Raw genomic sequence first — 21103 nt, 5'->3', positions numbered from 1 at the left:
GTTTCCCGGGCGAACACAGCATTTGATGGGTTGATTAGCCCCAATTCATTCTGAAAACCGCCTGGTTTGGTGGAATACTATTGAGATTCAGAATTGCAGAAATGGTAACTGTGCGTACAAGCAAATAAAATAGCTTCGTGTTTTTCCACAGAGGATTAGCTGGGAGATTTACGGGTTGTAGTACCGGCGGGCGTAGTTCATGAAACCTGCCGCCAAACCTTCCGGCAGACCCTGAAGATGGACAAAACTGAACGTTCGGGGAAGTCGGAAATCCTTGATCGAAACAACTTTCAACTGGCCGGTCCGGACTTCCTTCTCAATGGCCCGCGACGACAGAATGGACAGGCAGTTGGCGTGTTCCAGAAACGATTTGATGCTTTCCGAACTGCCCAGGTGCATCACCACCGTGAGCGACGATGGCCGGATGCCGCGCTCCTGCAAAGCGGTTTCCAGCACTTCGAGCGTGCCCGATCCGCGTTCACGCAACACCAGCGGTAGGTTTGTGAGTTCTTCCAGGGTAATTTCCTTCAAACGGCTGTAGCGGCTGTTGGCATGAACGACAGCCACCAGCTCATCTTCCAGAAAATCGTGGTATTTCAGCCCGGCATGGTGTTTTTTCCCCTCCACAATGCCCAGGTCGATGTCTTTGGCCGACACCGCCTGTTCGATCATCTCGGTATTGCCCGTCAGCAGGCTGAGCTGAATGGTCGGGTAGCGTTCGTAATAAGCCGCCAGCAGGGGCGAAATCAGGTACTGGGCAATGGTGGTGCTGGCGCCCAATCGCAAACTCCCTTTTTGCTGGCTTTTGAAGGAATTGAGTTCGAACAGGGCTTCCTGATACAGATCAAAAATCTGTCCGGCGTAGCGAAACAGCACCTCACCGGGGGGCGTCAGCACGATGGAATTACCTTTCCGGTCGAACAATCGCAGGCCGAGCGTGTCTTCCAGCGCTTTAACGTGTTTGGTCACGGCGGGCTGCGTGATGAACAGCTCGGCCGAAGCCTTCGTAAAACTGCGATGACGGGCAACGGTGTAAAAAACTTTCAACCGAAAATCTTCCATCTGGATGAACTGGATGCTGGATAAGCTGGATACTGGATGCTGGTTACTCGATACTGGATGGTCCCAGATGTTATGCAAAACTACAGATTGCATCCCGTTTATCCAGTTTCCATCATCTAGTATCCTGTTTATCCAGTATCCAGTATCCAGCTCATCCAGTTTCCAGCTTTCCATTACCTTTGTGATTCTTCGCGAACTAACCCGACGAGCCATGGACCGCAGCTACCATCTCCAACAAGCCGAAAATCAGGAATTTGACCTTTGCATCATTGGCGGTGGGGCCACCGGCGCGGGCTGCCTGCTCGACGCCCAGAGCCGGGGTCTGAAAGCGATCCTGATCGAGAAGCACGATTTTGCCTCCGAAACGTCCAGCAAATCGACCAAACTGATTCACGGCGGGGTGCGGTACCTGGAGCAGGCCGTCAAACAGGCCGATCTGAACCAGTACCACATGGTGAAAAAGGCGCTGCGCGAGCGGCTGACGCTCATTCGGAACGCGCCCCATCTGGCGCACCCGCTGGCCCTGCTGACACCCTGCATGAGTTGGGTAGAAGGCGTTTATTATACGGCGGGCCTGAAAATGTACGATACGCTGTCGGGCGATCTGAGCATTGGCAAAAGTGAGTGGCTGAACAAGGAAGAGGCTTTGAAGCGAAATCCGTCCCTGACGCACAAAATTCATAGTGCGGTTTTGTATTACGACGGGCAGTTGAACGACGCCCGTTACAACATGTCGCTGGTCAAAACCGCCATGCTATTCGGAGCCGTGGCGCTCAACCACGCCGAAGCCCGCACGTTTGAGAAGGATGCCGCCGGGCGGCTGGCGGTGTTGCACGTCCGCGACTCGCTGACCGGCAACCTGCTGCGCGTTCGGGCGAAGCGGTTTGTCAACGCCACCGGTCCGTTTGCCGACCGCATCCGGCTGCTGGCCAACCCCAACATGGGCCAACGGATGCGCGTGAGCAAGGGCGTTCACATTATCGTGCCGGGCGAACTGATGCCCTCCGACACGGCCATTCTGGTGCCCAAAACCGACGACGGCCGGGTGGTATTCATCATTCCGTACAACGGCAAACTGATGATCGGCACCACCGAAACCGAGTCGGAACTGGGCGAAACCGAGCCGGTGGTGGAACGCGCGGAGGTCGATTACCTGGTCAGTTACGTCAACCGGTATTTCGAAAAACCGATCACGGCTGATCAGGTCATCGCCGGTTTTGCCGGTCTGCGGCCGTTGTTGCAGGCCGACCCCAACGCCGATACCAAGCAACTCGTGCGCGATCACGAAGTGGAAGTCGATCAGACCTCGGGGCTGGTCAGCATCCTGGGCGGCAAGTGGACCACCTACCGGCTGATGGCGAAAGACACCATCGACAAGTTTTACGAATTGGAAAACCAGCCCGAAGAACCCTGTATTACGGACCGGATCAAACTGGTGGGGGCGGAAGGCTACGCCGAGGATTTCTGGAAAGTGCTGGTCAGTAAATACGGCGTTCCGGAAACCGTAGCCCGGCACCTGAATCACCAATACGGCACTGAAAGCCTGGAAATTGCCCAACTGATGCACGACCGGCCAGACTGGAAAGCGCCCTTGTCGGAGCGGTTGCCGCACACAAAAGCCGAGGTCGTTTTTGTCGTTCGGGCCGAAATGGCGCAAACGCTCAAGGACGTGCTGGCCCGGCGGTTTGGCCTTGAACTGACCGACTGGCAATCTACCGACCAGATTACCGAAACCGTGGCCGATCTGATGGCCGCCGAACTGGGCTGGACCGAAGACGAACGCCGGAAAGCCGTCCATGACTACCACGCCGAACTCGACTGGTTCCGGAAGTCAGCGGGGTTAGTGGTGTGAGAGTTTGATAGGAACACAGATTTAACGGATGCAACGGATAAAAATCTGTTCTTATCCGTTGCATCCGTTAAATCTGTGTTCCTATTAAAATTTTTAAAGATCATTACTTCCCCAGCCGCATTATCCCCTTCACCAACTGCACGATCACGACCTGCGCAAGACCGGCGGCTGCGATCAGCCACAATTCGGTGCGGGTCATCGGCTGAATGCTGAGCACCTCGTTCAGAAACGGCACGTAATACGTCAGCACCAGAATAAACAGGCAGAGTAGCAGCGCATACCAGATGTACCGGTTTCGGGTGATTTCGTTTACAAAAAACGAACTGCCCGACCGCAGGTTGAACACGTGCAGTAACTGTGCAAACGACAGCGCGTAGAACGTCAGGTTGTTGCCTTCTTCCTGCGTTAGCCCCAGTTCCCGCGTCCCGATCAGGTAAACACCAAGCACCGAAACCGTCATCGTCAGCGCGTAGAAGACCACCATCCGCCAGTCGGATCCGTCCATGATGGGCGTTTTGGGGTCGCGGGGAGGGCGGTGCATCAACTTCGAGTTCTCGCGCCCGACGCCCAGCGCCAGGGCCGGAAACACGTCGGTGACAATGTTGATGAACAGAATCTGCAACGGCAACAGCGGATTCCCCACGTTCAGAAAACCGGCGAAGGTCACCACAAAAATTTCGCTGAGGTTACACGACAGCAGGAACAGCACAAACTTGCGGATGTTCTCAAATATCACCCGCCCCTGCGCAATGGCCGTCACGATGGACGTGAACGAGTCGTCTTTCAGGACCATGTCGGCGGTTTCGGCGGCTACCTGTGTGCCGCGCAGGCCCATCGCAATCCCGATGTCCGACTTTTTCAGGGCCGGAGCATCGTTGACGCCATCGCCGGTCATGCCGACAATGTCGCCCCGTTGCTGGTACAGATCAATCATGTCCAGCTTCTGCGCCGGACTGACCCGCGCAAACACCCGGCACTTCAGTAATTTATCCTTTTCCAAATCAGCTAGTTGATCGAGCGGTTTGAGGTCTTTGCCGGTCAGCACGATTTCTTCTCCGGGTTCGATCAGTTTCACTTTGGAAGCAATCGTCAGGGCCGTGGCCGGGTGGTCGCCCGTGACCATGATCACCTTGATACCGGCTTCGCGGCAGGCTTGCAGTGCGGGCGTCACCTCGGTGCGGGGTGGGTCCAGAAAACCGATCAGGCCCACGTAGGTCAGGTCTTCGTCGGCAAAATTTTCACCGGGTTGGGTGTCGGTTTCGCGGTAGGCAAAGGCCAGCGTCCGCAGGCCGTCGGTCGCCATTTTCTCCGATAACTCGTAATACGCCTTCCGGTCGTTGTCCGGCAGCGACTGGCAGCGGTCGAGCACTTCCTCGGCGGCTCCTTTGACAGCCACCAGAAAACCGTCCTCACGTTGGTGCAAGGTGCCCATAATCCGGGTGTCGGAACTGAACGCTTTTTCGGCTTTTCGGGGAAAATCGGCGTGGAGTTGATCGGGGTTCTGTCCGGCGGCAATCGCAAATTTCAGCAGCGAAACCTCCACCGGATCGCCCACTTCTTTCGGTTGGCCGTCGACGATGTCGTAATCAGCGTTGTTGCAGAGCACCCCGATCTGGATGAGTCGTTGATACGTTTCCGATTCGGTAAGGGCCGCATCGCCCTGGACTACTTCCAGCTTTTTCGCTTCGGCATCGGCCTGCACTTCGGCCTGCTGGCCCGGCAACTGGAGCAGGTTAACCTCGATGCGGTTTTGGGTCAGCGTACCGGTTTTGTCGGTAAAAATGACGTTGGTACCGCCCAGCGTCTCAACCGCTGAGAGCCGTTTGACAATCACTTTCTGTTCGGCCAGCCGCAGCATCCCGTAGGCCAGCGCAATCGTTGCGACCACCGACATACCCTCCGGAATGGCCGCAATCGCCAGCGCCAGGGCGGTTTCGATCAGCCGCAGCGGTTCTTCCTGCCGGATCAGCCCGACGACAAGAAACAAAACCGCCAGCCCGACCGTCACCCAGATCAGCACCTTCGCCAGCGAATCCAGTTTTTCTTCCAGGGGCGTTGCCGACCGCTGCGCTTCTTCGACCATCGTGGCAATTTTGCCCAGTTCGGTTTGCTGGCCGATGCCCGTCACGACGGCCCGGCCAGTTCCGGCCGTCACGGGCGTTCCTTTGAACAGTCGGTTGTGCTGGTCGCCAAGCGGGGATTCGTCCGGCGGCAGTTCCGTATTTTTATCGATCGGCAGCGATTCGCCGGTCAGCGCGGATTCGTCGGCCTGCAACTGGCTGACTTCGAACAAGTTGGCGTCAGCCGCGACCAGGTCGCCCGCTTCGACGACCAGAATATCGCCGACGGTCACTTCTTCCGACGAAATTTCCCGAACCCGGCCGTCGCGCAGCACGCGGGCGGGCGTGGTGTCCATTTTTCGGAGCGCATCCATCGATTGCTGGGCGTTCCATTCCAGAAAAAAACCGGTGGCGGCATTGATCAGTAACACGGCGATGATGGCAAAGCCTTCGACGGTTTCGCCCAGGAAAAACGAAATCCCGGCGGCAGCGGCCAGGATGTAGACAATCACACCCGTAAACTGGCGCAACAAAATCGAGAGGGGGCTTTCCCGCTTGGTTTCCTGTAGGGCATTCGGGCCGAATTCGTCGTAGCGGTTTTTGGCTTCTTCGGCGGTCAGGCCTTTTTGGGGATCGACGTTCAGGGTTTGGATGAGTTGCTCGATCGGGATTTGATAAGGACGCTCGGGCGTTGAAACAGTTGGCATACACGCAGTGGGATAGGGACAAGGCAAGTTACCGCATTAACCAATACCGAAGCCAGGCGGTTTGTGAAGTTTCAGTAAATCTTGATTGTTACACAGGGTTTATCAGAGAAAATCAGAGGTTATCAGAGAATCACTTTGATCAACTCTGATCAACTCTGATAAACCCTGTGTAACAACCCAAGCCTGAATGAAAACTGCGCGAAACAACGAGTCAAAAGAAGGTAGATAAGCCCGATAACCTGCTTTCTGTTATTGAATGTCCTCTTTATAGCTCATGAATAAAACAATTGGAAGATACCGCTGGACGATTTGCAGTCTGGTGTTCTTTGCGACCACGATCAATTACCTCGACCGGGTGGTCATCAGTCTGCTCAAAGGCGATCTGGAAAAAGATTTTAACTGGACAGAAACAGATTACGCCAATCTGGTGGTCGTTTTTCAATTGGCCTACGCGCTGGGGATGCTCGGGGTGGGGCAGTTGGTCGATAAACTGGGGACGAAAATGGGCTATACGATCTCGCTGACGGCCTGGAGCATCGTCGGCGTCCTGACCGCCCTGGCGAAAACCACCTTTGGATTCGGAGTCGCTCGGGCCGCGCTGGGTTTGAGCGAAGCGGGAAACTTCCCGGCGGCCATCAAGACCATTGCCGAATGGTTTCCGAAAAAGGAGCGGGCGCTGGCCACCGGTATTTTCAACTCGGGCACGAACGTGGGGGCGATTCTGGCACCACTGACCGTGCCGTTCATCGCCGAATTCTGGGGCTGGCAGTGGGCCTTCATCCTCACGGGCGCAACCGGTTTTATCTGGCTGGTACTCTGGCTGACGATTTACGACACGCCCGCCCGGCATAAAAAAGTAAGCAAAGAAGAACTCGACTACATCAACAGCGACAAAGACGAACAGACGGAAGACCAAACCTCGACGGAAAAAGTGTCATGGTTCAAACTGCTGACGTTCCGGCAGACCTGGGCGTTTGTGTTGGGCAAAATGCTGACCGACCCGATCTGGTGGTTTTACCTGTTCTGGCTCCCGGCCTTCCTGAAAGCGCAGTATGGCCTAACGGGCATGGATGCGGCTTTTCCGGTGGCGATTGTCTACACCATTGCGAGCATCGGCAGCGTTTTCGGCGGGTGGTTGCCCCTGAAGCTGATCAAAGGCGGGATGCCGGTTTTTCGGGCCCGGAAAACCTCGATGCTGATTTACGCGATTTGCGCCGTGCCGGTCGTGTTTGCCCAATACCTGGGCAGCATGGGGCTTTGGCTGGCCGTGTTGAGCATCGGTTTTGCCACCTCGGCCCACCAGGCCTGGAGCGCCAACATTTTTACCACGGTGTCGGATATGTTTCCCAAAAAAGCCATTGGCTCCGTGACCGGCATCGGTGGGATGGCGGGTGGCCTGGGCGGCATGGCGATTTCGTCGCTGGCTGGAAAGCTCTTCGACCATTACAAAGCCCTGGGCAGTCTCGAAACCGGCTACTACATCATGTTCCTGATCTGCGGTTTTGGCTATCTGCTGGCCTGGACGGTGATGCACCTGCTGGTGCCCCGCTATAAACTCATCGAACTGTCGAGCAAGAACGCCCCCGCGCCCGTGGCGTAATCGTAATCGTACCCACGGACTTTAGTCCGTGTGAGCTAGAATAACCTTTAAGTTGGTATCAACTAATGGACTAGATAAACTCACACGGACTAAAGTCCGTGGGTACTTTATTAACTCAAATTTTTGGAATGAAACGGAGTGGAGCTGTTTGTATTCTATTAATAATCAGCCTGTTTTCGGGTGCTGCTGCGCAGATCATTCGGAAGCCAATTCCCGACAAACTGGTCGTGTTGACGTTCGACGACGCCCCGGTGACGCAGGCTACGGTGGTAGCGCCCCTGCTGAAGAAATACGGTTTTGGCGGGACATTCTTCGTGTGTGAGTTTCCGCCCGATTTTTCGGACAAAAAGAAATACATGAGCTGGGAGCAAATCCGGGAACTGGACCGGATGGGCTTTGAAGTGGCCAACCACACGCTGACGCACAGCAACGTGTCGAAACTGTCCAGTGCGCAGTTTACCGCCCAACTCGATTCGCTCGAAGCCCGCTGCCGCCAGCACGGCATCGACCGCCCGCTGACGACTTTTGCTTATCCCGGTTACGGCACCAACCCCGCTGCGTTCGAGGTGCTGAAAGCCAAAAACTACCAGTTTGCCCGCGTGGGCGGAGCGCGGCCTTACGACCCCACGAAAGATTACCCGTACCTGATCCCGAGTTACAGCACCACTGAACCCAATAATTCGGACAAGGAGCGGATTTTCAACGCCTTTCAGCAGGCCAAAAACGGCAAGATCGTCGTCGTGACCATCCACGGTGTGCCGGATTACGCGCACGACTGGGTGACGACGCCCCCGGCCATTTTCGAAGACTACCTCAAGTATTTGCACGACAACAACTACACCGTCATTGCGCTGCGCGACCTGGCGCAGTACGTCAACACCGACGAAGCCCTGCGGACCATTCAGCCTCCGCTGCCGACAGTTTCCATTCAGGTTGATCTGAACCAGGAAAAAGGCCGCATGGACCCCGTTTGGGCGTGGTTTGGCTACGACGAGCCGAATTACACCTACATGAAAGACGGCAAAAAACTGTTGTCGGAACTGTCGGCACTAAGCCCGGTGCCGGTATTTGTCCGGACGCACAGCCTGCTGGTGACCGGCGACGGCACGGCGGCTCTGAAATGGGGGGCGACGAACGTCTACACCGAAGATGCGAAAGGAAAACCGGTGTACGACTGGACAATCATCGACAAGATTTTTGATACCTACATCGAGCGGAAAATGAAACCGCTGGCGCAGATCGGTTTCATGCCCGAAGCCCTGTCGTCGAAACCACAACCCTACCGGCACGACTGGCAGCCCGGCCAGCCCTACGACAAGATCTACACCGGCTGGCGGTATCCGCCGAATGACTACGAAAAGTGGGCCGAACTGATTTACCAGTGGGTCCGGCATTCGATCAGGCGGTATGGGAAAAAGGAAGTCGAAAGCTGGTACTGGGAACTCTGGAACGAGCCGGACAGCCCGTACTGGGGCGGTACGGTGGACGAGTACAACAAACTCTACGACTACTCGGTGGACGCCGTCCGGCGTGCCTTGCCGACGGCCAAAGTCGGTGGTCCGCATGTGACGGGGCCTCAGGGCAAACGCGGAGCCACCTTCCTGAAAGCTTTTCTGGACCACTGCCGGAGCGGCAAAAACTACGTGACGGGTAAAACCGGTGCTCCGCTCGACTTTGTGGCTTTTCACGCGAAGGGAGCGCCCCGGCTGGTCGATGGCCACGTCCGGATGAACCTGGGCACGCAGTTGCGCGATATTTCGAGCGGTTTTCAAATTGTGGCTTCCTATCCCGAATTCAGCAAATTACCAATCATCATCGGTGAATCGGACCCCGAGGGCTGCGCGGCCTGCGGCATGAAAACCAACCCGGAAAACGCCTACCGCAACGGCACGCTGTATTCGAGCTACACGGCGGCTGCGTTTGCCCGCAAATACGAACTGGCCGATGCGCATCAGGTCAATCTGAAAGGGGCGGTTTCGTGGTCGTTCGAGTTTGAAAACCAGCCCTGGTTCTACGGTTTTCGCGATTTGGCGACCAACGGCGTCGACAAACCGGTGCTGAATGTGTTTCGGATGTACGGGATGATGCGTGGGAAACGCGTCAAAGTGACCGGTAACATGCCGTACCAAACGATGGCGATTCGCGATTCGAGCGTGCGCCGGGCGGCTCCCGATGTGAACGCGCTGGCTACCCGCGACACGGCTTCCAATACGGCCACCGTGATGCTCTGGAATTACCACGACGACAACCTCCCGGCCCCGGTTTCACCCGTCGACCTGACGATCAAAGGCCTACCGACGAAGCAGGTGCTGGTGACGCACTACCGCATCGACGACGAACACAGCAACTCCTACGCCGTCTGGCAACAGATGGGGTCGCCCGCGCAACCCACGCCCGAGCAGGTCAAAACGCTCGAAAAAGCCGGGCAACTGGCGCAGTACGGCTACCCGGTCCGCACGGATGTTGCGAACGGCGAAGTAAAATTGACGACGGTTTTGCCCCGGCAGGCGGTGGTGTTGTTTGTGGTAACGTGGTAAGTTTGCAGTTTGGTTGTTACACAGGCGGGGCCGCCCGGCGGTTAATCAGGGAACATCAGAGGTTATCAGGGTTTTCTCTGATGTCCTCTGATATCCTCTGATTAACTCTGTGTAACAACAAACCCTTCCAACGCATGAAGAAAAAAATAGCTTTCCTGCTTCTTTTCAGTCATTCCCTGCTCGCTCAACCCCGCTGGCCGGCCATTACGCAGCAGACCAAACCCTGGACGCGCTGGTGGTGGATGGGCAGCGCCGTGAATCCGAAAGACCTGACCAACCTGATGACCCAATACCGGAAAGCCGGGCTGGGCGGGGTCGAGATTACCCCAATTTACGGCGTCAAAGGCGAGGAGAAAAACTTCATCGAGTTTCTCTCCCCGAAGTGGATGACCATGCTCGACCACTCGCTGAAGGAAGCCAACCGGCTCGGCCTGGGCGTCGATCTGGCGCAGGCGTCGGGCTGGCCGTTCGGCGGGCCGTGGGTGACGCCGGAGGATGCCTGCAAATACGTGGTACACAAGACGTTCACGCTGAAAACCGGGGAAACGCTCAGTGAGCCGGTTTCTTACATTCAGCAGCCCATTGTGCGGACAGTGGGCGAGAAGATCGACCGCAAACAACTGGTCGAACCGATCACAAAAAACCCGAACCTGCAACTTCATGCCTTCGATCAGGTCCGGTTTGAGAAACCTTTGCCGCTGGTGGCGCTGATGGCGTATTCGGACAATGGCCGGATCATCAACCTGACCACGAACGTCGACGCCAGCGGGAAACTGAACTGGACCGCGCCGGAAGGTACCTGGATGCTGTATGCGGTTTTTCAGGGCTGGCACGGCAAGATGGTCGAGCGGGCCGGACCCGGGGGCGAGGGCGACGTGATCGACCACTTCTCGAAAACCGCTACCCAGCATTACCTGCAACGGTTCGATCAGGCGTTCAAAGGCCATGACCTGAAAACGCTGCGGGCGTTTTTCAATGACTCGTACGAGGTGGATGACGCCCAGGGCGAAAGCAACTGGACCCCGGCTTTCTTTGAGGAGTTTGTGAAACGGCGCGGCTACGACCTGCGGCACCAACTGGTTTCCTTTTTTGCCAAGGGACGAAACGAACGACACCAGCGCGTGCTGACCGATTACCGTGAAACCATTTCGGAACTGCTGCTCGAAAATTACACCAAAACCTGGAGTGACTGGGCCAAGGGCAAAGGCAAAATTATCCGGAACCAGGCCCACGGATCTCCCGCCAACATCCTCGACTTGTACGCGATCACCGACATCCCCGAGATCGAAGGCACCGAGATGCTGCGGATCAAGTTTGCCACCTCGGCGGCCAACGTGACGGGCAAGAAACTGACTTCGTCGGAGTCGGCCACCTGGGATAACGAACATTTTCTGTCGAAGCTGAGCGACATCAAAAAGGACATGGACCGGTTTCTGCTCGGCGGGGTCAACCACACGTTTTACCACGGCACGAACTATTCGCCCCAGGATGCCGCCTGGCCGGGCTGGCTGTTTTATGCCGCCGTTCACTTCAATCCGAACAACCCGTTCTGGACCGATTTTGGAAAGCTAAATCAGTATGTGGCTCGTTGTCAGTCGTTTCTGCAAGCTGGAAAGCCGAACAACGACGTGCTGGTGTACCTGCCAATCTACGATGCCTTCGCCCGACCTGCTCGCGAGCTGCTGCAACACTTCGACGGCATCGAACACGGTTTTAAAGGCTTGCCCGTGGAGAAACACGCCGACGCACTGCTGAAAAAAGGCTACGGGTTCGACTTTATATCAGACAAACAGTTGATGAAAGTAACCGCACTGAACGGTAAACTGCAAACCGGGGGCGTAACGTACCAGACCATTCTGGTGCCCGAAGCCCAGTTGATTCCGCTGGAAACCTTGCAGCAGTTGGTAAAGCTGGCGCAGGCTGGGGCGAAGGTGGTTTTTGTGAACGAACTGCCGCAGGATGTGCCCGGTTATGGCAAACTGGCGATTCGGCAGAATGCCTTCAATGCGCTCATTACTTCGATAAACTTCGACGATGGCGAAGAAGGAGTGCAGAAGGCCAAGGTCGGGAAGGGCGCTTTCTGGGTGTCGAGCGATCTGGAAGCTTTGTTGTCGGCTGCGGGCGTTAAACGCGAAAAAATGGTGGACACCGGCCTTCAGTTTGTGCGTCGGAGCCACGCCAACGGCCATTATTATTTCATTGCCAACTGGGGCAACAAGGCCGTCGACGGCTGGGTGCCGATCAGCGGGGCCGCCAAATCGGTGGCGTTGTACAACCCGATGACCGAAAAGCTGGGCATGGCACGGTTCCGGACCACGGGCGGAGTCGGGGAGGTGTACCTGCAACTGGCCCCCGGCGAGTCGTGCATTCTGGAAACGTCGCGGGCGGCCGTCGCGGGTCCGGCGTATGCGTACTGGAAACCGGCGGCCCCGGCCCAGGACTTGAAAGGCACCTGGACGATCCATTTCGTGGAAGGCGGTCCGCAGTTGCCCGCCAAACGCGAAACCGATCAGCTTGGGTCGTGGACGGAACTGGACGGCGAGGACGTGAAAAAGTTTTCGGGCACGGCCCGCTACACGCTCTCGTTTCCGAAACCGGAAGGCTCCGGCACCGCCTGGCTGCTCGATCTGGGAAAAGTGGCCGAAAGCGCCCGGATTGAACTGAACGGAAAACCGCTGGCGACGCTCATCGGCCCGACGTATCAGGTGGTGATTCCCGGCGATCAACTGAAGCCGACCAACACGCTGACGGTTTTTGTGTCGAACAGCATGGCGAATCGGATCATCGACCTGGACCAGCAGCACGTCAACTGGAGGAAATTTTACAACATCAACATGTCGGCGCGGCTGCGCGAAAACCGGGGCGAAGACGGGAATTTTACCGCCGAAAAATGGAAACCGCTCGAATCGGGCCTGATCGGGCCGGTGACGCTGACACCGGTTACGACCGGGAAATAACCGGAATTTAACCCTTACCACCATGCAGGAAATTGCGTTTACGATGCAACTCAAACCCGGCGTTGAGGCCGAGTACCAACGCCGTCACGACGAAATCTGGCCCGAACTCGCCCAGGCCCTGACCGACGCCGGAATCCGGGATTATTCCATTTTTCTTGACCGCTCCACGGGCACGCTCTTTGGCGTGCAGAAGCGCGTGGAGGGCCACACCGCCGAGCAGTTGCCGACCCTGCCGATCATGAAAAAATGGTGGGACTACATGGCCGACCTGATGGACACGAATTCTGACAACTCGCCGGTTGCAAAACCGCTGGAAAGGGTCTTTCATCTGAACTAACGACGGATCAGCCCATGAAGCGATGGATGGCCGCTGGCTGGCTCTGGCTGCTGGCGGTAGCGGTTTTGGCCCAGCCCCGAACGGTTTCACCGGAAAAAATGCGGGCGGTTTTCGACGAAATCAAGACGCCCTATAAGTATGGCATTGTGCTTCCCCAGCCGGATTCCGGGAGGATGGTGGACAGCCCGACGATCTTCCGGAAGGGCAAAAGCTGGTACATGACCTACATTGTTTTCGACGGCAAAGGCTACGAAACCTGGCTGGCGAAAAGCGACGATCTGCTGCACTGGACGACGCAGGGCCGCATCCTGTCGTTTTCGGAAAAAGACTGGGACGCCACGCAGAAAGCCGGGTACGTGGCGCTGGTCGATACGGAATGGGGCGGTTCTTATGAGGTGGGAAAATTCCGGAACCGCTACTGGCTGTCGTACCTGGGCGGCTCCGAAAAAGGCTACGAAGCCGGTCGGCTGGGCATTGGGATGGCTTCCACGGACGACTTGACGCGGCCAAAGGAAGCCGGGCGGCTGTCGCAACCGGTGCTCTCAGCGGTCGATGCGGACGCCCGCTGGTACGACAACAAAACCATTTACAAGAGTCTGGTAATTCGGGATAAGGCGAAGAAAACCGGTTATCCATTTGTGATGTATTACAACGCCAAAGGTGAACAACCGGATGCCAACGGCAGCGGCTTTGAAAGCATTGCCATGGCGGTTTCCCACGATCTGACGCACTGGAAACGGCTCGGGCAGGAACCGCTCATTACCCGGAAAACCGGAATTTGCGGGGATGCGCAGATTGCCCGGATCGGTGACGTGTACGTGCTATTTTACTTTGGCGCGTTCTGGAAACCGGGTTTCCAACGGGGCGCGTTTGAGCGGTTTGCCTGTTCGTACGACCTCGTTCACTGGACCGACTGGACCGGGCAGGACCTGATTGCCCCCTCGGAACCGTACGACAAAACCTACGCCCACAAACCCTGGGTGATCAAGTGGAAAGGTGTGGTGTATCATTTTTACAACGCCGTGGGCAACAAAGGCCGCGTCATTGCCGTGGCCACGTCCAAAGATTTGGGGAAGAGTTCGTTGGGGCAGTAATATTCACGCTGGAATGATAAAAATTGAGCGGTCATTGATTCAGATTCCATGAAAAAAGCAGTCATCTTTTCCGCTTTCCTGGTCGGACTGGGTTTTACGACCCTGATGCAGGCCCAACCACAACCGTCCGCGCGGTATGTGCCTGCCCGGGCACCGCTTCGTCCGAATGCCTACCAGGAGTTGCCGCTGGGTGCTATAAAACCGCAGGGCTGGTTGCGGGAAATGTTGGTGCGGCAGAAAAATGGGGCTACCGGTCACCTCGATGAGCTGTATCCGCTGGTGATGAACCACCGCAACGGCTGGCTCGGGGGCGACGGCGATCAGTGGGAGCGGGGGCCGTACTGGATCGACGGTTTGCTGCCGCTGGCCTATTTGCTCGATGATAAGGAGCTGATTGCCAAGGTAAAGCCCTGGGTCGAGTGGGCGCTGAACAGCCAGCAGCCCGACGGCTATTTTGGCCCCTCGAAAGACTACGGCCCGGAGCCCGGTGTGCAGCGCGACAACAGCCGCGACTGGTGGCCCAAGATGGTCATGCTGAAAATCCTGAAGCAATATTATTCGGCCACCGGTGACCAGCGGGTGATCAAACTGATGACCAATTACTTCAGGTACCAGTTGAAAGAGTTACCGCAAAAACCGCTCGACCACTGGACGTTCTGGGCGCGGTATCGCGGGGGCGACAACCTGATGGTGGTCTACTGGCTGTACAACCTCACCGGCGATAAATTCCTGCTCGAATTGGGCGACCTGATTCATAAACAGACCTTTGACTACACGAACGGCTTTCTGGCGACCGATCTGCTGAGCAAACCCGGCAGCATTCACTGCGTCAACCTGGCGCAGGGTCTCAAGGAGCCGCTAATTTATTACCAGCATCACCCGGAAAACCGGTACCTGGAAGCCGTCGAGAAAGGGTTGGCCGACATCCGGAAATACAACGGCATGGCGCACGGGCTGTACGGGGGCGACGAAGCCCTGCACGGCAATAACCCCACGCAGGGGTCGGAGTTGTGTACGGCGGTGGAAATGCTGTTTTCGCTGGAAAGTATGCTGGAAATTACCGGGAAGGTCGGTTTTGCCGATCACATTGAAAAGATTGCCTTCAATGCCCTGCCGACCCAGATTTCCGACGATTTTATGAACCGCCAGTATTTTCAGCAGGCTAACCAGGTGATGGCGACACGGATGACCCGCAATTTCGATGTCAACCACCACGGCACTGATCTGTGCTTTGGCCTGTTGACCGGTTATCCCTGCTGCACGTCGAACATGCACCAAGGCTGGCCAAAACTCACGCAAAACCTGTGGTATACGACCCCCGACAAAGGACTGGCCGTGCTGCTGTACGCTCCGAGCGAAGTCCGGGCCACGGTGAGCAATGGCACGGCGGTGTCGTGGAAAGAGGAAACGAATTATCCGTTCGAGGAAAGCATTAAATTTACGCTGACGACCCCGAAACCCGTTGCGTTCCCGTTTCACCTGCGGATTCCGGCCTGGTGCAAAAAGGCGTCGATCAAAATCAACGGCCAGGTCTGGCAGGAAGTCGCCGGGAATCAGGTCGTGAAAATCAGCCGGGCGTGGCAGTCGGGCGATGTGGTGGATTTGGAGCTGCCGATGCACGTTTTCAAAAATACCTGGTACGAAAATTCCGTGTCGGTCGAACGGGGGCCGATTACCTACGCCCTGAAAATGGGGGAGGAGATCAAACGGGTCAACAACGACAAAGATCCGGTTGAATACGGGAAGCTATTCTACGAACTCCGCCCGACGACGCCCTGGAATTACGGCCTGATCCGGACGCCGGACGATAAGCTGGAAGAAGCCTACACCGTCGAGAAAACCGGTCTGGTGTCCGACTTTCCGTGGAGCCCGGCCAATGCGCCGGTAGTGATCCGGGCGAAAGCGAAACGTATCCCGTCGTGGCAGCTTTACAACGAGATGGCCGGGCCGATGCCGTACAGCGTCGCCTACCAACTGGAAACCGGCCCGGAGGAAGAAATTACGCTGATTCCGTACGGCTGCACGAACCTACGGATTTCGCAGTTTCCGGTGGTGAAGTGAGATAGTTAGGGCAATCAGGAAGAATATGGTTTAAATTTTAAGTGACTGTTTACCAATCGTTTATTTTCTCTTGTGTATCACCTCATTTCGTGAAGGGGCCGAACTTTGCCATTTTTAGCCCCCTTTAGGGGCCGGGCCGACGTTTCGGTTGGGGGGATTCATTGGCATTTGTTAGTCCAGACACTATGACAGCCGGTTTCGACAATCAATCCTGAGAAAGACCTCACTCCTTGCGTACGGAATTTTCTACGTTTCAGCCGAATCCGGTTAACGATCCCCTTTTGCCGACAAAAATCCGGTGAGATTGCCTGAGTACGTTACGGTTAGCTGATGCATCGCGCGGGTGCAGGCTATGTAGAGCATTTGTTTATCTAATTCCGTGTGATAGTTCGTGGCCGAAGCAAAGGGCACGATGACCTCATCAAATTCCAGCCCCTTTGCTAAATGGGCCGTTGTGATGATGACGCCTTCTTCAAAAGCCACCGAGTCGGAAGTAAGCAAATGAACACCTTCGGCTTTGAGTGCATGGAAGAGAGACGCTGCCTGCCGGAGGGTTTTGCAGATGATTCCAAATGACTGATTATGTGACGTTTGAAACCTGGCAATCCGTTGTTTCATTGCGTCCACTTCCTCATCGGTACTGTTAAAGCGGGCTACGACGGGTTCCTGACCATGCCTTTCCATCGGTATAATGGCCGGATTGGGTAGGATACGCTGCGCAAAGGCCGTGATTTCTACGGTTGACCGGTAGCTTCGATAAAGTCTGATCACATCGGCTTGCGGGAACACGCGCTCAATCGTTTCCGCGGATGAAGCGCTGTACGGGTTTACCGCCTGGTTTGCATCGCCCAAAATCGTCTTTTTGCAGAGGAATACCCGCGACAATACTTCATAGTGAATAGGCGTATAATCCTGCATCTCGTCCACCAGCAAGTGTTTAACATGCGTATAGGTAGTGATGCCTTCCAGGCGGATCCGGAAATAAATCAACGCAAAAACATCGGCATATTCTAACGTCAGGTTGTGGTCGATCCTGAAAAACTCGGGTTTACCGATCCAGTCATAAAAATCTTTGTAGAAGTCCAGCACATTGTCAAACCGAACCATACCCGGAACGGCTTCCCAGATTTTTGACTTTTCCGGCCCGGTCAGCTTCCGGCCTGCTGCGTCTCTGACGAAGGTCAGGACCTCCTTCACAACAAGCTCAAACCGCTTTAAGATTGGAACGCGGAAGTAAGCAGTAAACCGCCCCAGAATGAATGAAGCAGGAACGGTGATTTTACCGACCACCAGGTCCGTACAGGTGAAGTAATTATTCTCCACGTAGATAAGGTATTGATTCAGCTTGCTGAGAAAGTCGAAGGACGATTTGAACCGGATGCGTTCGGTGAAAGCAACATCGTTTCCTTCCAGCAACGCGGACACCTGGTCGAAGAAAGTCTGAAACCGGTATTTTTTGTTGAGCAATTCGGTGGCAAGCTCTTCCATGCCCATCTCCGGGATGTGTTCCTCACCCAACTCCGGTAAGACGTTGGAGATATAATCCGCAAAAACCTTGTTGGGCGAAATAATGAGGATGTCTTTGGCCGAGATGGTGTCTCTAAAGCGGTACAACAGGAAGGCAATTCGGTGCAGAGCAATCGATGTTTTACCCGAACCGGCCACGCCCTGGATAACCATGATCTGAGCGGTCTCGTTTCGGATGACCGCATTCTGATCCCGTTGAATCGTAGCGACAATGTTCTTCATCTTGTCGTCAGATGATCGCGCTAACTCTTTCTGAAGAAGGTCGTCGTGAATGTTCAGGTCGTTTTCAATCATATACTCCATATGACCGTCCCTGATTTTATACTGCCGTTTCAAGGCAATGTTACCCTGAATAAGTCCGCGGGGTGTTGCGTAGGAGGCTTCTCCCAACTCGAAGTCGTAGAACAACGAAGAGATTGGGGCTCGCCAATCGTAAATTAAGTTCCGACGCTGCAACTCATCCGAGAAGGAATAAATGCCGATGTAAACCGGTGATCGCTGATGATCCTTCGTAATGAAGTCAATGCGGCCAAAGTACGGGGATTGACCAAGCTTGATCAGTTTACGTTTTCTGGCTACGGCAGCTTCACCGGTAAACGCCATCCGGTTAATGGATTGGCCGGCAGCTACCATATCGGCGTCGTCCATGCCTGACTGGTGTTCATGAATGTATTGCTTTTTCTCCCGGAGCTCATCGGAAAACTGCTTGACGGCATCATCGATTCGCCGGATGGCAAGGGTAAGCTTATCCTTGATTTCAGCGAGAAATTCTCTTTCTTCCTGTTCGGTTGCGTGAATCATATCTGATGGTGAATGAATAAACTTTAAATTCCGGTCAATAGAAAATCAGGTTTAGCCTTTCCTTTTGTGGGCTGTGCACCCACCCGTAGCACTGCATGGACAAAGGAAGAGAACCATACCGTGCGTCAAACTCCCCGTGTGAAAAAGTGGTCGCATGTTTTTTAATCGAAAATAAAAGATGGGACAAGCGTGATTCGGGCTGCGAAGATAAGGCAAGTGTATTTAAATAACTACCTGTAAATCAATTAATTAAATTCGATCTAAGTCAGGCAATATTCTCAAAAACAGCGCGTTTCCCTAGTAAAGGGATACCGCTATATGACGGCTATTTCTACCTTGTTCATTCCTGTTCGGATGGGGCCGGACTTCCACTCATGTTGTCCGCCGTTCCGGCGGTAGCAGTGCCAGACCGATCCGTCGGAGCCGGTCTAACCGTTTCCTGATCAATTTTAGGGGCCAGGGGTTTGATTCCCGATGACTAAACGCCGTCGAATGGTTGTCTCCCAAAGGCATTGCTTGATCTTATTCGCTGATTCTGCGTTTTTCCAAAAAAAGTCGCAGCCCGACCGCAGGGTTGTTGCGGTTTTTGCACCTAATTCCGTGTGTTCACCTTTAACGATACCGCCCGTTTGCAGGAGGCCGAACTAATTGCTGAGCTGAAAGCCGGTAATGAAGCGGCTTTTCGGATGCTGGTTGAAACGTACCAGAGCAAGGTCTACAATACCGCGCTGGTGATCGTGCAGCAGCCCGAGGAAGCCGAGGACATTGCGCAGGAGGTGTTTGTGGAGGTCTACCAAACCGTTGGACAATTTCGGCAGGAAGCCAAACTCACGACCTGGCTGTACCGGATCACAACCTCGAAGGCGCTGGCCCACCTCCGGAAGCGAAAGGCCCGGAAGCGGGTTTCGTTCCTGACCAGTTTATTCGGAGTGAACAACGAGGTGCTCTACAATCCACCTGATTTTCAGCATCCGGGCGTGTCGCTGGAGCAGCAGGAGGAAATGAAAACGCTGTTCCGGGCTATGGACCGGCTCGCTGATACGCAGAAAATTGCCTTTACACTGCATTATCTGGATGAGTTGAGCCACCGCGAAATTGCCCAGATCCTGCAGGTAAGCGTGTCGGCAGTGGAATCGCTGCTGCACCGCGCCAAACAGCAGTTACGCAAACAATTGACACCCTTTTACAACGAGCGAAAAAAACCGTGACACATGAACCGAAACGATGAAAATGAACAATGGGAGGAGCGGTTCCGGCAGTTGCGGAACCTCGAACCCGCCCAGCCCCGGCCGTTCTTTTACGGAAGGCTGGAAGCCCGGTTGGAACACTCGGAAGCCGCAGCGGTATTGCCGTGGTGGCTACAAAAACCGGTGTATGCTCTGGGTACGCTCGGTGTGCTGGTGGTGCTGAATATTGCCGTGGCGGTCTGGCAGAACGCTCCGGCCACGCCCGAACCGGCTCCCGATACCTACGAAGCGTTTGTGCAGGATTATCAATTGAATCACCAAACGACGCTGGTCGATGAATGAGCGAAGACGTTACCGGCTGCTGGTTGGCCTGATCATTGCGCTGGTGGCGCTGAACATCGGACTGCTCGCCTGGATGCAGTTTGGGCCACGCCAGTACCGGGCCGGGCGCGATGGGCGGTATTTTTTATCGAAAGAACTCGGGTTGTCCGACCAGCAGCGAGCCACCTACCGGGCCATGCGGCAACAGCATTTTCAGGCCATCCGGCCCTTGCTGGACTCGATCCGGCAGGAACGCCGACGGTTTTTTGAACTCGTCGATGATTCCACCCAAACCGATGCACAATTGCTGGAACGGGCGCGGCAACTGGCCGAGAAAAACGCCCGGCTGGATGTTCGGAATATGCGGCATTTTCAGCGACTCAGCGCGCTATGTACGCCCGCCCAACGGCAGCGATTGAAAGAAGTGCTGGCCCGACGACCCGGTTTTGGCCCGTTCAGCGGCCCCGGCTGGTCGGGCCGACACCGCTCCGATTCCACCCGGCGCGACCATTCGGAAAAATAATTCGTTTTTTTCGGCAAAAACCGCAGGGTTTCGGACCGGTTGACACCTAAGCGATACAACTAAACAAATAATGAACTCATGCAAAAAGTAATGTGTGTGGCCCTGGTGCTGGTCGGACTGACGGTTTTTGAAAGCAGAGCCCAAAACGGGCCGGGGGGCGGTCGCGGGCGCATGGAGGGCATGACGCAGGTGGAAGAAAGTGCGTTGCCCGCACCCGCAACGGCCTACGTGAAAGAAAAATACCCCAACCTGGCGATTCGGCGGATCATGAAAGACAAAGACGACAACTACATGGTGGTGGTCGCGGCCGATACCACCCGGAAGATCGTGGTGTTCGATGCCAAGGGAACGTTTAAAGAGGAGCGTGCGATGCGCGGACGCCGGGGCGGAAATAATTCAAACAAATAGATCGCACAAACGGTATCGGTATCAATCCTCGTGTTGGGATTATACTTCATCAACCTTTTTCGTGCATCC

General features: G+C 55.4%; 14 protein-coding genes. 11 read left to right on the top strand and 3 right to left on the bottom strand.

Features of this window, described 5'->3' with window-relative positions:
- Window positions 1-168 precede the first annotated feature (168 nt).
- Window positions 169-1155, bottom strand: a complete 987-nt coding sequence (locus tag ACO2Q8_RS22920) for a LysR substrate-binding domain-containing protein (protein ID WP_423347202.1) — start codon at window positions 1153-1155, stop codon at window positions 169-171.
- A 118-nt stretch (window positions 1156-1273) separates the two neighbouring features.
- Between ACO2Q8_RS22920 and ACO2Q8_RS22915 the strand changes: the two genes are divergently transcribed.
- Entirely contained in the window at window positions 1274-2914 is a 1641-nt protein-coding gene (locus ACO2Q8_RS22915) for a glycerol-3-phosphate dehydrogenase/oxidase (protein WP_423347201.1), read from the top strand.
- 103 nt (window positions 2915-3017) lie between these two features.
- Here ACO2Q8_RS22915 and ACO2Q8_RS22910 read toward each other — a convergent pair whose 3' ends face one another.
- The gene (locus tag ACO2Q8_RS22910) at window positions 3018-5681 is read right to left on the bottom strand and encodes a cation-translocating P-type ATPase (RefSeq protein WP_423347200.1); all 2664 of its coding nucleotides are present in this window, start codon (window positions 5679-5681) and stop codon (window positions 3018-3020) included.
- A 274-nt stretch (window positions 5682-5955) separates the two neighbouring features.
- Here ACO2Q8_RS22910 and ACO2Q8_RS22905 point away from each other — a divergent pair, with 274 nt between their 5' ends.
- The 6 genes from ACO2Q8_RS22905 to ACO2Q8_RS22880 all read left to right on the top strand — a co-directional run bounded on the left by ACO2Q8_RS22905 (window position 5956) and on the right by ACO2Q8_RS22880 (window position 16267).
- The gene (locus ACO2Q8_RS22905) at window positions 5956-7281 is read left to right on the top strand and encodes an MFS transporter (RefSeq protein WP_423347199.1); all 1326 of its coding nucleotides are present in this window, start codon (window positions 5956-5958) and stop codon (window positions 7279-7281) included.
- Window positions 7282-7409: 128 nt separating this feature from the next.
- Window positions 7410-9818 carry a GH39 family glycosyl hydrolase gene (locus tag ACO2Q8_RS22900; protein WP_423347198.1) on the top strand — a complete coding sequence of 803 codons (2409 nt, stop codon included), beginning with the start codon at window positions 7410-7412 and terminating at the stop codon, window positions 9816-9818.
- Window positions 9819-9952: 134 nt separating this feature from the next.
- The gene (locus ACO2Q8_RS22895) at window positions 9953-12775 is read left to right on the top strand and encodes a glycosyl hydrolase (protein WP_423347197.1); all 2823 of its coding nucleotides are present in this window, start codon (window positions 9953-9955) and stop codon (window positions 12773-12775) included.
- A gap of 22 nt (window positions 12776-12797) precedes the next feature.
- Window positions 12798-13112 (top strand): L-rhamnose mutarotase, encoded by a 315-nt coding sequence (gene rhaM, locus ACO2Q8_RS22890; protein ID WP_423347196.1) that lies wholly within the window; start codon window positions 12798-12800, stop codon window positions 13110-13112.
- A gap of 14 nt (window positions 13113-13126) precedes the next feature.
- Entirely contained in the window at window positions 13127-14206 is a 1080-nt protein-coding gene (locus tag ACO2Q8_RS22885; RefSeq protein WP_423347195.1) for a glycosylase, read from the top strand.
- Between the two features lie 48 nt (window positions 14207-14254).
- Window positions 14255-16267 (top strand): beta-L-arabinofuranosidase domain-containing protein, encoded by a 2013-nt coding sequence (locus ACO2Q8_RS22880; protein ID WP_423347194.1) that lies wholly within the window; start codon window positions 14255-14257, stop codon window positions 16265-16267.
- Between the two features lie 267 nt (window positions 16268-16534).
- Here the strand turns inward: ACO2Q8_RS22880 and ACO2Q8_RS22875 are convergent, their stop codons facing one another.
- Window positions 16535-18595 carry a HelD family protein gene (locus ACO2Q8_RS22875; RefSeq protein WP_423347193.1) on the bottom strand — a complete coding sequence of 687 codons (2061 nt, stop codon included), beginning with the start codon at window positions 18593-18595 and terminating at the stop codon, window positions 16535-16537.
- A gap of 602 nt (window positions 18596-19197) precedes the next feature.
- Between ACO2Q8_RS22875 and ACO2Q8_RS22870 the strand changes: the two genes are divergently transcribed.
- From ACO2Q8_RS22870 to ACO2Q8_RS22855, 4 genes are all read left to right on the top strand, one after another.
- A complete protein-coding gene (locus ACO2Q8_RS22870; RefSeq protein ID WP_423347192.1) occupies window positions 19198-19803 on the top strand; it encodes an RNA polymerase sigma factor in 606 nt (201 codons plus the stop codon).
- 3 nt (window positions 19804-19806) lie between these two features.
- Complete coding sequence (locus tag ACO2Q8_RS22865; RefSeq protein ID WP_423347191.1) at window positions 19807-20124, top strand: hypothetical protein; 318 nt, start codon at window positions 19807-19809, stop codon at window positions 20122-20124.
- On the top strand, window positions 20117-20626 hold the full coding sequence (locus ACO2Q8_RS22860) for a Spy/CpxP family protein refolding chaperone (protein WP_423347190.1): 510 nt from the start codon (window positions 20117-20119) through the stop codon (window positions 20624-20626). The genes ACO2Q8_RS22865 and ACO2Q8_RS22860 overlap by 8 nt, the downstream gene beginning before the upstream one ends.
- A gap of 78 nt (window positions 20627-20704) precedes the next feature.
- Window positions 20705-21034: a hypothetical protein gene (locus tag ACO2Q8_RS22855; RefSeq protein WP_423347189.1), complete on the top strand. Its 330-nt coding sequence runs from the start codon at window positions 20705-20707 to the stop codon at window positions 21032-21034.
- The last annotated feature ends 69 nt before the right edge of the window (window positions 21035-21103 follow it).

This window comes from Larkinella sp. VNQ87 (assembly GCF_049445795.1).
Taxonomy (GTDB): Bacteria; Bacteroidota; Bacteroidia; order Cytophagales; family Spirosomataceae; genus Larkinella.
The sequence above is the reverse complement of the archived record's forward strand: the minus strand, read 5'-3'. Positions and strand labels throughout refer to the sequence as shown.

Excerpts from the sequence above, each read along its gene's own strand:
- ACO2Q8_RS22920 (WP_423347202.1), bottom strand. The coding sequence starts at position 1,155 with ATGCAATCTGTAGTTTTGCATAACATCTGGGACCATCCAGTATCGAGT.
- ACO2Q8_RS22915 (WP_423347201.1), top strand. The coding sequence starts at position 1,274 with ATGGACCGCAGCTACCATCTCCAACAAGCCGAAAATCAGGAATTTGAC.
- ACO2Q8_RS22910 (WP_423347200.1), bottom strand. The coding sequence starts at position 5,681 with ATGCCAACTGTTTCAACGCCCGAGCGTCCTTATCAAATCCCGATCGAG.
- ACO2Q8_RS22905 (WP_423347199.1), top strand. The coding sequence starts at position 5,956 with ATGAATAAAACAATTGGAAGATACCGCTGGACGATTTGCAGTCTGGTG.
- ACO2Q8_RS22900 (WP_423347198.1), top strand. The coding sequence starts at position 7,410 with ATGAAACGGAGTGGAGCTGTTTGTATTCTATTAATAATCAGCCTGTTT.
- ACO2Q8_RS22895 (WP_423347197.1), top strand. The coding sequence starts at position 9,953 with ATGAAGAAAAAAATAGCTTTCCTGCTTCTTTTCAGTCATTCCCTGCTC.
- rhaM (WP_423347196.1), top strand. The coding sequence starts at position 12,798 with ATGCAGGAAATTGCGTTTACGATGCAACTCAAACCCGGCGTTGAGGCC.
- ACO2Q8_RS22885 (WP_423347195.1), top strand. The coding sequence starts at position 13,127 with ATGAAGCGATGGATGGCCGCTGGCTGGCTCTGGCTGCTGGCGGTAGCG.
- ACO2Q8_RS22880 (WP_423347194.1), top strand. The coding sequence starts at position 14,255 with ATGAAAAAAGCAGTCATCTTTTCCGCTTTCCTGGTCGGACTGGGTTTT.
- ACO2Q8_RS22875 (WP_423347193.1), bottom strand. The coding sequence starts at position 18,595 with ATGATTCACGCAACCGAACAGGAAGAAAGAGAATTTCTCGCTGAAATC.
- ACO2Q8_RS22865 (WP_423347191.1), top strand. The coding sequence starts at position 19,807 with ATGAACCGAAACGATGAAAATGAACAATGGGAGGAGCGGTTCCGGCAG.
- ACO2Q8_RS22860 (WP_423347190.1), top strand. The coding sequence starts at position 20,117 with ATGAATGAGCGAAGACGTTACCGGCTGCTGGTTGGCCTGATCATTGCG.
- ACO2Q8_RS22855 (WP_423347189.1), top strand. The coding sequence starts at position 20,705 with ATGCAAAAAGTAATGTGTGTGGCCCTGGTGCTGGTCGGACTGACGGTT.